Consider the following 15,914-nt stretch of genomic DNA (forward strand, 5'->3'; position numbering starts at 1 on the left):
AAATTAGTAATAAAACTACACTCCGCCAACCTCATCAGCCCCCGCCACATACAACCCACGCAACCCACAAGGGCAGACGTGCAGGAAAGTCTCAAACCAGGAATGCTTGATCGAGGTTGCACCGTTGCAGACGAAATCAACAATTAGATGGAGTAGACATGACAACTGGTATCCGATCCGCCCTGGTAAAGACGCTCTTCACCACAGGCGCCCTGCTCTGCGGCGCCTTGACCACCACCCCCCCGGCCCACGCCGCCCTGAACCCCAGCGACACCTCGTTGCAGATGTTCCGCTGGAAGTGGAATGACATCGCCAAGGAATGCACCAACTGGCTTGGGCCCCAAGGCTATGGCGCCGTGCAGATCTCGCCACCCCACGCCGCAGCCAACCTTGGCTTCTGGTACGACATTTACCAACCTGTGAACTACTCTGACCTGAAGAGTGCAATGGGCACCGAGGCCGAGCTGCAAACCATGGTCAACACCTGCCACACCGCCGGTGTCCGGGTCTACGCGGATGTGGTCGTCAACCACATGGCGGCCGGTGCCGGCACGGCCACCAATGGCCAGAGCTGGAACTCGACGACGCTGACCTACCCCTTCTTCAGCGCGAACGACTTCCATGCCAACTGCCCTATACAAGACGCCGACTACGGCAACCCCGGCAACCAGAGCAACATCCGCAACTGCCGCCTGGTCGGCCTGCCGGATCTGGCCACAGAATCAACCTACGTGCGCGGCCAGATCAAGAATTACCTGACCAAGCTGCTGAACATGGGCTTTGACGGCTTCCGCTTTGATGCCTCCAAACACATGCAACCGGCCGACCTGCAGGCGGTGGTCAGCGGCGTGTCGCAGACCACGCTGACGGGCGCACCGGTGTGGGTCACACACGAGATCATTCCGGACGGCAACGTCAACCGCGCCGACTATTTCACCAGCGGCACGGTCAACGAATTCAAGTTCACCTACGCCATGCGCGAGACCTTCCGCGGCACCAATGGCAACCAGTTATCGCAGATCCGTACCTACATGGGCACACCCGGCAACTGGGGCGGCACCTGGGGCTTTGTGGACAGCGCCAAGGCCACGGTGTTCGTCAACAACTGGGACACCGAACGCAGCGGCGACTCGCTGATGGCCAGCAACTACGCCGGCCTGACCAACGACACCCAGGGCTCCAAGCGCTACGACCTGGCCAACATCTTCATGCTGGCCTGGCCCTATGGCCATGCGCAATTGCACTCCGGCTTTCGCTTCACCAACAAGGACCAGACCAGCCCCAGCGCCAGCCCGTTTGATGCCAATGGCAACCCGCAGATCAACGTGAACTGGGACTTCATCCACCGCTGGGGCGACATCTCCAACATGGTCAAGTTCCGCTCCACCACGTCGGGCCAGGACGTCAACAGTTTCGTCAGCGGCACCGCCAACCAGATCGCCTTTGGCCGCGGTAACAAGGGCTTTGTCGCCATCAACAACGAGTTCTCTGCGTGGACCACCACACTGCAAACCCAGATGCCGGCCGGTAGTTATTGCAATGTAGTGGATGGCCAGGTCAACGCTACCCAAACCGGCTGCACGGGCAGCACCGTGGTCGTCAGCGCCAGCGGCCAGATCAGCATCAACCTGCCCGCCAATGGCGGCAGTGCCGTTCCGGCGGTGGCCATCCACGTGAACCAAAAGCTCAACAACACCGACACCACGCCTCCCAGCGTGCCCACCGGCTTGACCAAGAGCAATGTCACATCCAGCGCCGCCACCATCAGCTGGAACGCATCGACCGATAACGTGGGCGTGTCCACCTACCGCCTGCTGCGCAATGGTGGGCAGGTCACGACCTCGGCAGCAACCACCGCCACCAACACCGGCCTGTTGCCCGCCACCACCTACAGCTACACCGTGCAGGCGCTAGATGCAGCGGGAAACGTATCCGCCCCCAGTAGCCCTTTGTCCGTCACCACACTGGCAGCACCTGCGGGTTGCCAAGTGACGTTCACGATTGCCAACGCCAACACCACGGTGGGGCAAAACCTGTATGTGGTCGGCAACCAGACCGCCATTGGCAACTGGACACCCGCATCAGGCTTTGCGCTGGTCATACAAGGCAGCGGTGCCAATGTGCCATGGTCCGGCACGGTCTCACTGCCCCTGAGCACAGCCGTCCAGTACAAGTATGTGAAGTGGAATGGCAGCACGGCGGTGTGGGAGAGCAACCAGACGAGCGCCTCGGGGAACCGGGAGATGACTACACCGGCCAGTTGCGCCAGCCCTGTGATCCGAAACGACGGTAGCTTCCGGTTTTAGCCGGAAGGAAGTCACCGCGCGGCAACCTCAAGCCGGCTTGGCCTCAAAGCTGCGTATCTCTGACAACACCTCATGCAGACCCATTTCTCCGGCTTTCAGCAACCTCTCGACAAGGTGCTCCGTCAGCGGTTTTAGCGGCAGCAGCACAGCCATGGTCTCCCGGTAGAGGCGTTCGCTTTGGGCTTCCATGAGGTTGCGCGTTTCCTCATCCAAATCACGACCGTTGCCGGAACGGTCCTTGGCCAAGGATCCGAAGTTAAGCCGGGTTTTGCGGTACATACCCATTTCGCCCACTGCGTGGTACAGCAACTGGGTCACCCGTGTGATGTCATTGTGCGCACCGTTGGTGGTACCGTCCTCGCCAAAAAACAGTTCCTCGTTGGCCATTCCGCCCAGAAGCACCCGCACATCGTGTTCGATATCGCTCTTGGACTTGAGCAGGTTAGCGCCCTGTTTGTGGATGACAAATCCCAACGCGTTGGTTCGCGCATTGGCTTTCAGCGAAATTTTTACAGTCTTCATGTCGGCCTGGATCTGCTCCCACCTGCCACGGGTCAGGCGCCGCTCATATTCAAAGTCCACCAAAAAATGGCCTAGCTCGTGTATGGCAATGATGCGCCGATCGCGCTCACGTTCCTCGGTCGTATTAGTGTTGACATTGCCTACCAGTACCCGCTCGGCGGCTTGCATGAGGGTGTCGGCACCTATCATGTCCCCGCCCTGTACAGCGGTAATGCCGGCCTGGTTAACAATCGTTTCCAGGTCTGCCGGGCTACGGCCCTCGGTGATGTCCACCAGATGGCGCAGATCCAATTCCGGCAACACTTTGTCTGCGCGCAGGCTGAGGTAATGGCCGATGATCGCCAGTCGCTCATCACGGTTGGGCATGCGAAAGTCGACCTTCATCTGAAAACGGCGCAGCATGGCCTCGTCCATCTCCATCGTTTCACTGTTGAAGTTGCTGGCCACGATCCAGATAACTTCGGCTTCGTTTTTGCTTCGCACACCGTCCAGCACGGAAAGCAGCGTATTGGCGGTGTCATCGTCAAACTTGCGGCGACCACCCCGCTTCATGAACAAATCCTGGGCTTCATCCAGAAAGACGATGCATTGCTGGCGTCGCTTGGCCATGGTGATGATGCGACCCAACGTGTTCGATCCACCGGAAACAAAGCCGGTTTCGAGGTTGGCCGCTGAATGAAACAGAATCGGCAAACGCAATTCTTTGGCCAGGTAACTGGCCAGTTTGGTCTTGCCGGTGCCTGGAGGGCCGCTGAACATGACATTGAACGGTTTGCTGATACCGTATTCAGCGTACGCGGTTCGGCGCAGGTACTGATCCTTGATCTGCGCAACCTCTGCTTTGATGTCATCCATGCCAACAAGATCATCGATGGAGCCGCTCACCTGCTCAGGCTCAATGAACGTGAGCGACTTGTATTGGGCCTTGAGCTGAACATACAAAAAGGCCAGCACCCCCAATGTCAGGGCAACCGACAAGACCCCGCTGACACCCGCCCGCCAACTGTCTTTTTCCGCCTGCGGTCGCGCGTCGGCAAAACGCTGGTCCAGGCGCGCGAACAACTCCCGAGCGCTGGGCTGCAGTTCTAGGCGAGGAATGAATACCAGCTTGCTGCCCCAAGGGGCATTGACCGCCTTGTCGGCCACGATCTTGCTCTCCATGTCGCTGAGGTAATAGGCATATTGCTTACCTTGCGATTCGATCAGAAAAATGCGTTCCGACGCGTTCCACAGCCGCGGTTCATAGACAACCGTAATGTGCTCTACCGGATTCGCTTCCAAAAAATTCAGCACGGAACCGGTGCCAAACACAACCGGTAGCTGATCATTAAAAGTCCACATTTGCTCGCCACTTCTCCCGGCGGCGACCATGGCCTTCACCTCGGCGGCTAAGGCGGACTGTTTGTGCAGAACTGTGATCGAGTAAATACCCGTGACGGGTATCAGTGCCGCCGCAACGAGCACCATCACGCGAATGCCCAGGGGCTGGACCGTGAACCAGTCCAGCAACCAAGTGAACACCTTCTTGATAGCCGCCCAGACACCGCCTGGGGCGGGCACCGTATCGTCAGGTTTTGACAAATCTGCCATAGCCGTTCTTCGTGGCGGGAACCACGCCAAGTTTCGAGATAGGGTTACAACCGCGGTCGCGAATCCTACCGAGCGTACGTCTCGAACAAGCTGCGACAACGAACCATTCTAGGCACAGGCGTGGAAACAGTGTGTGCGTTTGCAAACGGACCAACCCGTCGGCGCGGGTTTCAATACCCACTCGTTTCAAGCTTTGTTCAATTTTTCAAAAGGAGTTATCCATGAACCGCATCGTTTACCTGGTTGGCGCAGTCGTCATCATCATTGCTGTCCTGTCGTTCTTCGGCTTGCGCTGAACGCGTTACAGCTAACCCACCCAACGCCGCGCGTTGTGCCACAGCTGCATCCACGGGCTGTGCGCACTGCGGTCGGCATCGGTCCAGCTCATCTGGATATTGCGAAACACGCGCTCTGGATGGGGCATCCATGCGGTGAAGCGGCCATCGCCCGTGGTTACGCCGGTTAGGCCGCCAGGACTGCCGTTGGGGTTGAGCGGATAGGCCTCGGTCGCCACGCCATGGTTGTCGGTATAGCGCATGGCCGCAACGGCCTTTGTTGCGTTGCCACGGTATTTGAAGTTGGCGTAACCCTCGCCGTGGGCCACAGCCACCGGCAAGCGGCTGCCGGCCATGCCCGACAGGAAGATCGACGGTGATTCCAGAATCTCCACCATGGACAGGCGCGCCTCGAAGCGTTCGCTCTGGTTGGTGGTAAAACGTGGCCAATCCTGCGCGCCGGGGATGATGTCAGCCAGCTCGGCAAACATCTGGCAGCCGTTGCACACGCCCAGGCCAAACGTGTCCGTGCGGCCAAAGAAAGCCTTGAACTGGTCGGCGAGTGCCGGGTTGAAGGTGATGGAGCGGGCCCAGCCAATGCCAGCGCCCAAGGTGTCGCCATAGCTGAAACCACCGCAAGCCACGATACCCTTGAAGTCGGCCAACTGCGCACGGCCGGTTTGCAGGTCGGTCATGTGCACATCAAAGGCTTCAAAGCCAGCCTCGGTGAAGGCATAGGCCATTTCTACATGGGAATTAACGCCCTGTTCGCGCAGCACAGCCACTTTGGGACGGGCTGTGAGAATGGCGGGTGCTACATTTTTTGTAGCTGCTTGCGCGCTCTGCACGAGGGCTACAGCCTGATTTGGCATATAAACATGGAGCCCGGGATCGCCCAGCGCTCCGGCGGCGGCGTGCTCTGCATCGGCGCAGGCTGGGTTGTCGCGCTGCTGGCAGATCTTCCAGCTCACTGCGTCCCAGACCTGGTGCAAGTCGGCCAGCGGTGCCTTGAAAATGGCCTTGGCATCGCGCCAGACTTGCAGCTCGTTCTTGCCGGCGTCGATCTCGCTGGAAGCGGGACGGGTCTTGCCGATGAAGTGGCTGTGTGCGGACAGGCCATGCTCGCGCAACGTGGCCATCACCTCGGAGCGCTCTGCGGTGCGCACCTGCAGCACGACACCCAGCTCTTCGCTGAACAAGGCCTTCAGCGTCAGCTCTTCGCGGCGGGCGCCGACTTGGCCTGCCCAGTTTTTGCTGTCCCCGACATCCATGCGGCTATCGGAAATGCCGTCGCCTTCGGTGACCAGCATGTCCACGTTCAGCGACACGCCGACACGGCCGGCAAAGGCCATCTCGGCCACGGCGGCCAGCAGGCCGCCATCGCTGCGGTCGTGGTAGGCCAGTATCTTGCCCTGGGCGCGCAAGGCGTTGACGGCATTCACCAGATTTACCAAATCCTTGGCATCGTCCAGATCAGGCACAGCGTCGCCCACCTGGTTTAGCGTCTGCGCCAGGATGCTGGTGGCCATGCGGTTCTTGCCGTGGCCCAGATCGACCAGCACCAAGGTGGTGTCTTCTGTCGCGTTCAGTTGGGGGGTCAGCGTGCCGCGTACATCAGCCAGTGTGGCAAAGGCGCTGACGATCAGCGAGACGGGGGATGTGACCTTCTTGTCGGTCTGTGCATCTTTCCACTGCGTGCGCATGGACAGCGAATCCTTGCCCACGGGGATGGACACACCCAGCGCCGGGCACAACTCCAGGCCCACGGCCTTGACCGTGGCGTACAGCGCGGCGTCTTCACCGGGTTCGCCGCAGGCGGCCATCCAGTTGGCAGACAACTTGACGCGGGGCAGCTCGATGGGCGCAGCCAGCAGATTCGTAATCGCCTCGGCCACGGCCATGCGGCCCGATGCGGGTGCGTCCAACGCAGCCAGCGGTGTGCGCTCGCCCATGGACATGGCTTCGCCGGCAAAACCCTTGAAGTCGGCCAGCGTGACGGCGCAATCCGCCACCGGCACCTGCCAAGGTCCAACCATCTGGTCGCGGTGGGTCAGGCCACCGACGGTGCGGTCGCCAATCGTGATCAGGAAGCGTTTGGAGGCTACCGTGGGGTGGGCCAGCACGTCGATGACGGCCTTTTGCACGTCCACGCCGGTCAGGTCTAGCGGCTTGAAACTGCGGGCCACGGTTTTAACGTCGCGGTGCATCTTGGGCGGTTTGCCCAAGAGCACGTTCATCGGCATATCTACAGGGGATTCGGCGCCCTCGTCCACCAGCTTCAACTGGCGTTCTTCGGTGGCGACGCCAATGACCGCAAACGGGCAACGCTCGCGTTCACAAATGGCAGTGAACAGCTCCAGCGATTCCGGGGCAATCGCCATCACATACCGTTCCTGGCTCTCGTTGCACCAGATTTCCTTCGGTGCCATGCCGGACTCTTCCAGCTGGACGGCACGCAAATCGAAGCGGGCACCACGGCCGGCATCGTTGGTCAATTCGGGGAAGGCGTTGCTGAGGCCACCGGCGCCCACATCGTGGATCGCCAGAATTGGGTTGCCGCCGACGCCAGCGGCGCCGCTACCGGAGGGGCTTTCACCACTTCCCAGCATCCAGCACTGGTTGATGACTTCTTGTGCCCGGCGCTCGATCTCGGGGTTGCCGCGTTGCACCGAATCAAAGTCCAGCTCGGCCGCGTTCGCACCTGTAGCCATGGAGCTGGCCGCACTGCCGCCCATGCCGATGCGCATGCCTGGGCCGCCCAGCTGAATCAGCAGGCTGCCGGCGGGGAACTCAATCTTGTGGGTCTGCGTGGCGTCGATGACGCCCAGGCCACCGGCGATCATGATGGGCTTGTGGTAGCCGCGCTGCACGGTGTCCACATTGCTGACCACGCTTTGCTCGTATTCGCGGAAGTAGCCCAGCAGGTTGGGCCGGCCAAATTCGTTGTTGAAGGCCGCGCCACCCAGGGGGCCCTCGACCATGATCTGCAGGGGGCTGGCGATGTGCTCGGGCTTGCCGAAATCGCCACCCCACAGCTTGGAAACCGTGAAACCGGTCAAACCCGCCTTGGGCTTGGAGCCGCGGCCGGTGGCGCCCTCGTCACGGATCTCGCCGCCCGCGCCGGTGGATGCGCCGGGGAATGGGGATATGGCGGTCGGGTGGTTGTGGGTCTCCACCTTCATCAGGATGTGGTTGGTTTCGCTATGTTTTTCATAGCTGGCTACGCTCATTCCACCAGGGCTAGAGCCCGATTGGCTCTTGATGCCTGCTGATTTGGCTACAAACCGCTCCACCACCACGCCTTCCATCACGGAGGCATTGTCCGAATACGCCACCAGCATGTGCTGCGGGTTGGCCTGGTGCGTGTGGCGGATCATGCCGAACATACTCTTGTCCTGCGCGACGCCATCGATCGTGAACTGGGCGTTGAAAATCTTGTGGCGGCAGTGCTCGCTATTGGCCTGGGCAAACATCATCAACTCCACGTCGGTGGGGTTGCGGCCCAGCGTGGTGAAGGCGTTGACCAGGTAATCGATCTCGTCGGCGGCCAGGGCCAGGCCGAACTGCGTGTTGGCCTTGACCAGGGCATCTTTTCCACCCTTGAGCACATCCACATGGTCCATGGGCGCGGCCTGCAGCGCGCCAAACAGGCCCAGGGCCTGGGCGCGCTCCAGCATGGCGCTTTCGGTCATGCGGTCGTGCAAAACGGCGGCGATCTGCTGCAGTTGCTCAGCCGTCAAAGCCGTCTTGCTCAGCAGACCGTTCTTCAATGTCAGGCGGTATTCAACCAGGCGTTCGATACGTTTGACGGCCAGGCCGCAGTTGTGCGCAATGTCCGTCGCCTTGGACGCCCACGGCGACACAGTGCCCAGGCGCGGCGACACCACGATCAGCGGGCCATCGGTCGGGCCGGTGTAAGGGTCACCATAGGTCAGCAGGGCCGCCAGTTGGGCACTCAGCGCAGCATCAGGGGCTGTATCGCTGGCCACCAGGTGGACAAAGCGGGCCGAAATGCCGGAGATTTTCTCGTGGATCGCCGTTAAGGCGGGCAGGAGTTGTTGAACGCGGAAGCTGCTCAGGGCGTTGCTGCCCTCGAATTGGGTGATGTGCAGAGTCACTGGGGCGGCCTGGAAGTGTGGACTGAGGGTGGGCTTTGGGTTGAAAATCCAACTCATCCCCCTGCGCTGAATGGGCATGGGGTCAAGCCCGCCGATTTTACCCGCCCCGCAGACGCCGCCCGACAGTCCCCGTCCTGTCAGACCGACCGCCGATCGGCCTGCGCCGGTGGTGCCGCCTTCCAATGCCGCAGCATCAGGGCATTTGTGACCACACTCACACTGCTGAGCGCCATGGCCGCACCTGCCACAACAGGGTTGAGCAGGCCAAAAGCCGCCAGCGGAATGCCCAGTATGTTGTACGCAAACGCCCAAAACAGGTTCTGGCGGATCTTTCGGTAGGTGCGCCGCGAGATGTCTATAGCGTCGGCCACCAGCGCCGGGTCGCCGCGCATCAGCGTGATGCCTGCGGCGTGCATGGCCACATCGGTGCCGGTGGACATGGCAATACCCACATCTGCGGCGGCCAGGGCCGGTGCATCGTTGATGCCGTCCCCCACCATGGCAACGGTGGCGCCCTGTTGTTTGAGCTTGCCAACGATGGCGGCCTTGTCCGCCGGCAACACCTCGGCCTCAATGCCGTCCATGCCCAGGGCGCTACCCACCAGCGCAGCGCTGCCCTTGTTGTCACCCGTGACCAACACGGCACGCACGCCCAGGACTTGCAGCTTGCGCACGGCTTGTAATGCGCTGGCTTTGACCGCATCACCAAAGGCCAGCATGCCGATCAAGCGTGGCTGATCGGTCACGTCGGCCAGCCAGGATACCGTGCGCCCTTGCGCCTGCAGCTCGGCAGCCTCTTGGTCCAGTTCGGTGGTGTCAACCCCAAGCTCCTGCATGTAGCGGGGGCTGCCTAGGCGTATCAGGCGTCGGCGTACCGTAGCCGACATACCGCGCCCGGGGACTGCAGACACATCGCTGGCCGTCGGCACGCTGATCCCGGTCGCCCGCACCTCGTCCAGCACGGCCTTGGCCAGAGGGTGCTCGCTGCCTTGCTGCAGCGCCGCGGCAAAGGGCAACAAGTCATGGGCTTGGCCCTGGGCGGCGACGGCAGCAACCAGCTTGGGTTTGCCTTCCGTCAAGGTGCCGGTCTTGTCAAATGCCACGACGTCGATGGTGTGGGCGATCTCCAGCGCCTCGGCGTCCTTGATCAAAATGCCGTGGCGTGCGGCCACACCGGTGCCCGCCATGATGGCGGTGGGTGTGGCCAAGCCCAGCGCACAGGGGCAGGCAATGACCAGCACGGCCACCGCGTTCAAAATGGCCTGCTCCCAGTTGCCGTTGTAGATGCCCCAGCCCAACAGAGTGAGCAGCGCCAACAACAGCACAACCGGCACAAACACGGCACTCACCTGGTCCACCATGCGCTGGATAGGCGCCTTTTTTGCCTGGGCAGATTCCACCATGCGCACGATGCGCGACAACGTGGACTCCGCACCTACCGCCGTGGTTTGCACCAGCAGCAGACCTTCGGCATTGACCGCACCGCCGGTGACCCGGTCACCCACGAGTTTGCTGACCGGCAGGCTCTCCCCGGTGATCAATGATTCGTCCACTTGGCTTGCACCCTCCAATACGATGCCGTCGACCGGAATGCGCGTGCCAGGCCGAATAACCACCACATCACCCACGGCCACGCGCGAGACCGGCAGTTCAACATCTGCCCCATCCCGGCGTACCAGCGCCAGCTCGGGACGCAGGGCATTGAGCGCCTGAATAGCGGCCGTGGTTTGCTGTTTGGCCCTGGCCTCCAGCCATTTGCCCAGCAGTACCAGCGTGATGATGACCGCCGACGCTTCAAAATACAGGTGCGGCATGCCGTGGTCGGCATGTTGGAACATCAGGTAGATGCTCAGTCCAAAACCCGCGGATGTGCCCAGCGCCACCAACAGGTCCATATTGCCGGCACCGGCACGCAAGGCTTTCCAACCCGCACGGTAGAAGCGTGCACCCAGCCAGAACTGCACAGGAGCAGCAAAAGCCAGTTGTAGCCAAGGTCTGAGCGTCCAATCCAGGCCGAACACCATGGCCAGCATGGGCAGCACCAGGGGAGTGGACAGTGCCGCGGCCAGGGCTACGGGCCACCAGGGCTCACCCTTGCTGCGTGGACGCTCGGCCACGCCACCTTCGTCCTGGGCTTGTATGACACTGGCCTGGTAACCGGCCTTGTCGACTGCTCCGATCAGGGCGCCCGCCATGCCAGCGTCGGTGACCACAATACGCGCAGTTTCTGTGGCCAGGTTCACTTCGGCCTCTACAACGCCGGCCATTTTTTTGAGCGCCTTTTCGACACGCCCGACGCAAGACGCGCAGGTCATGCCCTCAATGCTCAGGTTCAGGGCATGGGTTGCAAGACTGTTGGTTGTTTCCATATTCGATCTCCTTGAGTGGATAAGTACCCGGTGGGCATGGAGCGAACTGTTGGCCTTTACACGATGGCAAGGTCAAGCACCGCCCCCACACCCTGCACTTGCTTGACCTTTCCCCCGTGGCAAGCACCAGACTGCAGTTCTCTTAACTTTTTCGGAGCCTTCCATGATCGAATTTCAAATCCCCGGTATGACCTGCGGCCACTGCGTATCCAAGGTGAGTGCCGCACTTGCTTTCGCAGACCCGGACTGCAAGGTCAGTGTCGACCTGGCGCAGCGCAAGGTCAGCGTACAGACAACCGAGGAAAAATCTGCTTTAGTAGAAGCCTTGACCGAAGCGGGCTATCCACCCGCCTGATCGCTTGCTATTGCAAGACCCCTGCACAATCAGGGGCACTTGACCTTCCCACCGTGGAAAGCTTGATAGTGCAGGCATCGGTCCCAAGTAACGGACGAGGAGCAGACCATGAACCCCTTGATGAACATTGGAGAAGCAGCCAAAGCCGCAGGCGTCTCGACCAAGATGATTCGCAACTATGAGCAGATTGGCTTGTTGCCGCCGGCCGAGCGCAGCGACTCTGGCTATCGCTTGTACGGGGTTCGTGATTTATCGGTGCTGCGCTTTATACGCCAGTCGCGCCGACTCGGGTTTTCGATGGAGCAGATTGCCGAGTTGATAGGTATGTGGGGTGACAACGCACGCACCAGCCGTGAGGTTAAGGCCGTGGCGCAGCGCCACCTGGATGAGCTGGAAGAAAAAATGCGCGAGATCACCGAGATGAAAGACGCGTTGCAGCATTTGGTCACGGCATGCAAGGGCGATGACCACGCCGCCTGCGCCATTCTGGACAATCTGGCGGTAGACAGCCCCACGGCACCCCAGCACAGCGCTACAGTGAACAAGGCCAAGCGCAAAGACGGCGAACTGGTCAACAGCTTCACCAAGCAGCCGTCTGCCGGCCCCGGCAGCCATATTGACCTGATGGCCTGAATGCGGGGTGCGGCGAAAGCCCACGCCCAGTAAAATGCAAAACCTATGATCCGGTTGCGCATTTTGTTCGCTTGGCTACTGATGGCTGCACTCCCTATACAGGGATTTGCTGCCGCGTCCATGCTGTTTTGCGGCATGGGTGCAAAACACCACAGCGCCCCAGCCGCCGATGCACCACACGACCACGCTGCAATGCTCGGCCAGTCAGCCGTAGCACATGTACATACTGAGGCAACGGGTTCCACGCACGGCGCCCTGCCCGATACACAGAACAATAAGCAGCACAAGTGCAGCATCTGCGCTGCCTGTTGCAATGGTGCGGCCCTGATCGGGCTGCAGCAATCGATGGCGGTAGCACCTGCTGCTCAGTCTGAATTGGCCGAACCGCTGGTGCTGATTCACACCATCCCCTCCCCCGTCCCCGACAAACCGCCTCGCGCCTGAGCCCCACCCGGCCCGCTGCCTTTAGCAACAGCGGGCTGCGGATGCATTGCTACGTCTGCCATTGCCCAGCATCGTGCTGGCCACCCTGGCTTTCATTTTTTCATTGTGCGAGGACTTCATGCCCCTACGATTGACCATTTCATGGCTAAGCGCTCTGCCTGCGCTGGCCGCGTTGACGGGTACGGCCCAGGTGAACACACCACCTGTCGCGCCAACGCCTGCACCCGCTAAAGCCCCAGCAGTGGTCTCAACCGCTGCTACGCCCCCGCCCTACCGATCTGTATTTGACGGCTACCAACCGTTCACGGACCAGAAGGTATTGCCGTGGAAGGAAACCAACGCCACGGTCGAAAAAATTGGTGGATGGCGAGCCTATGCCAAAGAAGCAGCGGAACCAGCCGCTGCAGACACACCGGCGCCCGCAGCTTCAACCACTCCCGCCGCTAACCCCCATGCTGGCCATGGAAAAAAGTGACAGGAACCACCATGCAAACACCATTTAGACTCATCTCCGTCAGCGCTGCCGTGTTGCTCTTCACAGGCTGTGCAGCGGTGAACTTCGACCAGACGTTGAACGAAGCCCGCCAGAACAGCAAAGGTTTCGTCCCCGACACACTGGAACTGCGACAAACTGACGCGCAACGCCGAGCCAGCGCAAAGCGCAGCGAACAACTGCTGTCCCAACCGCTGAGCATGCCCGACGCTGTGCAACTGGCACTTACCAACAGCCCGGCCTTGCAGACCCTACTGGCGCAAAGCTGGGCCGACATGGCGACCATCAACCAGTCAGGCAGGATAGCCAATCCCTTGCTAACGTTTGAGCGCACCCAGCTCTTGAATGAAGTGGAGTTGAACCGATCACTGTCCATAGGCCTATTGGATCTGCTGACCCTGCCCCGGCGTCAGGGCATTGCGCGCAACCAACTGGCGCAGGCGAATATTCAACTCAGTGCAAACGTAGTCGACCGTGTCGCCGAAGTGCGGCAAGCCTGGGTGCGCGCGGTAGCGGCCGAACAGACGGCCCAGTATGCCGAGCAGGTCAACAAAGCGGCCCAAGCCAGTGCAGAGCTGGCCAAACGCATGCAACAAGTCGGCAACTTCAACAAGCTACAGCGCGCACGCCAACATGTGTTTTATGCCGACGCCATCGCGCAACTGGCCCTGGCCCGGCATGCGGCCCTGGCGGCACGCGAGGAATTGGTCCGACAACTGGGTCTGGACGACGCGCAGACCGCTATGTTGAAGCTGCCCGATCGTCTGCCGGACCTACCTGATCAACCGCGGGATGCTGGCGAGCTCAGCGCCACGGCCATGGAACAGCGTCTGGATGTGCGACAAGCGAAAGTACAACTGGAGGGCGCAGGCAAGGCCCAGGGCTTGACCCTGCTGGGCACGCTGGCCAATGTGGAAGTCGGCGTGCGCCGTGACACCGTGACGGACACCAGCAGCGGCACATCGGCCGATCGCAACGGCTACTCGCTGGCGATTCGCCTGCCGGTGTTTGACTGGGGCGGTGATCAGCGCGCGGCCATGAATGCCCAAACGCTGGCCGCTGCCAACCACTACGAGAGCGTGATCCGCGCCGCCGCGCCGCAACTGCGGACCAGCTATTCCGCTTACCGCACGAGCTACGACCTTGCCCGGCACTACCGCGACGAGATCGTGCCGTTACGTAAGTCCATGGCTGAGGAAAACGTGCTGCGCTACAACGGCATGTTGATTGGCGTTTTCGAACTACTGGCCGAGACCCGAGAGCAAATCGCCAGCGTGATGTCCGCCATCAACGCGCAGCAACAGTTCTGGCTGGCCGATGCTGGCCTATCTACAGCCTTGCTGGGCAAACCACAAACACAAATCACACCATGAACAACAGACGCAATTTCTTAAGTGGCGCTGGCGCCCTTACCGGCGCTATTTCCGGCGCCGTACTGGCCGCATCGGTCAGCAAAGTGGCCATGGCCGCGCTACCCGAGCCGGTGCTGCAAACCAAGCCGGACACCATGCCGCCGCTGGTCCCTGCCACCGGTCGCCCTTACAACCCAGTGGTCACCCTCAACGGCTGGACGCTACCCTGGCGCATGAACCAGGGCGTGAAGGAGTTTCATCTGGTGGCTGAACCCGTGGTGCGCGAAATGGCCCCCGGCTTCAAAGCCCACCTATGGGGCTATAACGGCCAGTCACCAGGCCCCACCATCGAGGTGGTTGAGGGCGATAGGGTGCGCGTTTTCGTCACCAACAAGCTGCCCGAGCACACCAGCGTGCACTGGCACGGCCAGCGCTTGCCCAATGGCATGGACGGTGTCAGCGGCTTGACGCAAAAGTCCATTCAACCCGGCAAGACCTTTGTCTACGAGTTTGTGGCGCGGCGGCCTGGCACCTTCATGTACCACCCGCATGCGGATGAGATGACGCAGATGGCCATGGGCATGATGGGTTTCTGGATCACCCACCCCAAGGCACAACACCCGCAGATCAGCACGGTGGACCGGGACTTTGTGTTCCTGCTCAATGCCTACGACATAGACCCTGGTGCGTACACCCCCAAGACCATGACGATGCTGGACTTCAACCTGTGGAGCTGGAACAGCCGTGTCTTCCCCGGCATAGCCCCTCTGGTAGTTCGCAAAAACGACAAGGTGCGTATCCGCATGGGCAACCTGACGATGACCAACCACCCCATCCACATCCACGGCCATGAGTTCACGGTGACCGGCACGGATGGCGGGCCCGTACCCCACAGCGCGCGCTGGCCCGAGGTGACTACCGACGTGGCGGTAGGCCAGATGCGCCAGATCGAGTTTGTGGCCGACGAGGAAGGCGACTGGGCCTTCCACTGCCACAAGAGCCACCACACGATGAATGCCATGGGCCACGACGTACCCACGATGATTGGCGTGGACCACCGCAAGGTGGTACGCGAGATTACCAACGTCATTCCCGACTACATGGTCATGGGCGAACGCGGCATGGCCGACATGGGCGAGATGGAAATGCCCATACCCGACAACACCGCCAAGATGATGACGGGCGAAGGCCCGTTCGGATCGGTGGAAATGGGTGGCATGTTCTCAGTGCTGAAGGTGCGCAAGAACCTAAAGGCCGGTGACTACAAAGACCCTGGTTGGTACAAACACCCCAGCGGCGAAGTCGCCTACGAGTGGACCGGCACGCTGCCCAACCCGGCACGGTTTGCAGCCGAGGGCGGCCAGACTATGAAGGCCCAGAACATGCCAGCCGAAGAAGTCGAAGTCCAGGTCCGCAAGCCAGTCATGGGCGGCATGGGCAACATGCAACATTAATCA

General features: G+C 61.0%; 10 protein-coding genes. 7 read left to right on the top strand and 3 right to left on the bottom strand.

Features of this window, described 5'->3' with window-relative positions; all coding sequences use genetic code 11:
* The first annotated feature begins 158 nt into the window (after window positions 1–158).
* Window positions 159–2,306, top strand: coding sequence for a carbohydrate-binding module family 20 domain-containing protein (locus AC097P_RS16695; protein ID WP_479611551.1), 2,148 nt, complete (start codon window positions 159–161; stop codon window positions 2,304–2,306).
* A gap of 27 nt (window positions 2,307–2,333) precedes the next feature.
* Here the strand turns inward: AC097P_RS16695 and AC097P_RS16700 are convergent, their stop codons facing one another.
* From AC097P_RS16700 to AC097P_RS16710, 3 genes are all read right to left on the bottom strand, one after another.
* A complete protein-coding gene (locus tag AC097P_RS16700; RefSeq protein WP_479611552.1) occupies window positions 2,334–4,418 on the bottom strand; it encodes an AAA family ATPase in 2,085 nt (694 codons plus the stop codon).
* 307 nt (window positions 4,419–4,725) lie between these two features.
* Window positions 4,726–8,811 carry a phosphoribosylformylglycinamidine synthase gene (purL, locus tag AC097P_RS16705; protein WP_479611553.1) on the bottom strand — a complete coding sequence of 1,362 codons (4,086 nt, stop codon included), beginning with the start codon at window positions 8,809–8,811 and terminating at the stop codon, window positions 4,726–4,728.
* Between the two features lie 137 nt (window positions 8,812–8,948).
* Window positions 8,949–11,180 (bottom strand): heavy metal translocating P-type ATPase, encoded by a 2,232-nt coding sequence (locus tag AC097P_RS16710; protein WP_479611554.1) that lies wholly within the window; start codon window positions 11,178–11,180, stop codon window positions 8,949–8,951.
* Window positions 11,181–11,343: 163 nt separating this feature from the next.
* Between AC097P_RS16710 and AC097P_RS16715 the strand changes: the two genes are divergently transcribed.
* The 6 genes from AC097P_RS16715 to AC097P_RS16740 all read left to right on the top strand — a co-directional run bounded on the left by AC097P_RS16715 (window position 11,344) and on the right by AC097P_RS16740 (window position 15,911).
* On the top strand, window positions 11,344–11,535 hold the full coding sequence (locus AC097P_RS16715) for a heavy-metal-associated domain-containing protein (RefSeq protein WP_479611555.1): 192 nt from the start codon (window positions 11,344–11,346) through the stop codon (window positions 11,533–11,535).
* A 108-nt stretch (window positions 11,536–11,643) separates the two neighbouring features.
* Window positions 11,644–12,168 carry a Cu(I)-responsive transcriptional regulator gene (gene cueR / locus AC097P_RS16720; RefSeq protein WP_479611556.1) on the top strand — a complete coding sequence of 175 codons (525 nt, stop codon included), beginning with the start codon at window positions 11,644–11,646 and terminating at the stop codon, window positions 12,166–12,168.
* 45 nt (window positions 12,169–12,213) lie between these two features.
* The gene (locus tag AC097P_RS16725; protein WP_479611557.1) at window positions 12,214–12,612 is read left to right on the top strand and encodes a hypothetical protein; all 399 of its coding nucleotides are present in this window, start codon (window positions 12,214–12,216) and stop codon (window positions 12,610–12,612) included.
* Window positions 12,613–12,730: 118 nt separating this feature from the next.
* Window positions 12,731–13,087, top strand: a complete 357-nt coding sequence (locus AC097P_RS16730) for a hypothetical protein (protein WP_479611558.1) — start codon at window positions 12,731–12,733, stop codon at window positions 13,085–13,087.
* An 11-nt stretch (window positions 13,088–13,098) separates the two neighbouring features.
* Window positions 13,099–14,478 (top strand): TolC family protein, encoded by a 1,380-nt coding sequence (locus tag AC097P_RS16735; RefSeq protein WP_479611559.1) that lies wholly within the window; start codon window positions 13,099–13,101, stop codon window positions 14,476–14,478.
* Complete coding sequence (locus tag AC097P_RS16740) at window positions 14,475–15,911, top strand: multicopper oxidase family protein (protein WP_479611560.1); 1,437 nt, start codon at window positions 14,475–14,477, stop codon at window positions 15,909–15,911. Before AC097P_RS16735 ends, AC097P_RS16740 begins: the two co-directional genes overlap by 4 nt.
* Window positions 15,912–15,914: the final 3 nt, after the last annotated feature.

The sequence above is a fragment of the Rhodoferax sp. ZS1R8 genome (assembly GCF_056521325.1).

Bases quoted from the DNA above. Each gene is read 5' to 3' on its own strand.
- AC097P_RS16710 (WP_479611554.1), bottom strand. From the start codon at position 11,180: ATGGAAACAACCAACAGTCTTGCAACCCATGCCCTGAACCTGAGCATT.
- AC097P_RS16715 (WP_479611555.1), top strand. From the start codon at position 11,344: ATGATCGAATTTCAAATCCCCGGTATGACCTGCGGCCACTGCGTATCC.
- AC097P_RS16735 (WP_479611559.1), top strand. From the start codon at position 13,099: ATGCAAACACCATTTAGACTCATCTCCGTCAGCGCTGCCGTGTTGCTC.
- cueR (WP_479611556.1), top strand. From the start codon at position 11,644: ATGAACCCCTTGATGAACATTGGAGAAGCAGCCAAAGCCGCAGGCGTC.
- AC097P_RS16730 (WP_479611558.1), top strand. From the start codon at position 12,731: ATGCCCCTACGATTGACCATTTCATGGCTAAGCGCTCTGCCTGCGCTG.
- AC097P_RS16695 (WP_479611551.1), top strand. From the start codon at position 159: ATGACAACTGGTATCCGATCCGCCCTGGTAAAGACGCTCTTCACCACA.
- AC097P_RS16725 (WP_479611557.1), top strand. From the start codon at position 12,214: ATGATCCGGTTGCGCATTTTGTTCGCTTGGCTACTGATGGCTGCACTC.
- AC097P_RS16740 (WP_479611560.1), top strand. From the start codon at position 14,475: ATGAACAACAGACGCAATTTCTTAAGTGGCGCTGGCGCCCTTACCGGC.
- AC097P_RS16700 (WP_479611552.1), bottom strand. From the start codon at position 4,418: ATGGCAGATTTGTCAAAACCTGACGATACGGTGCCCGCCCCAGGCGGT.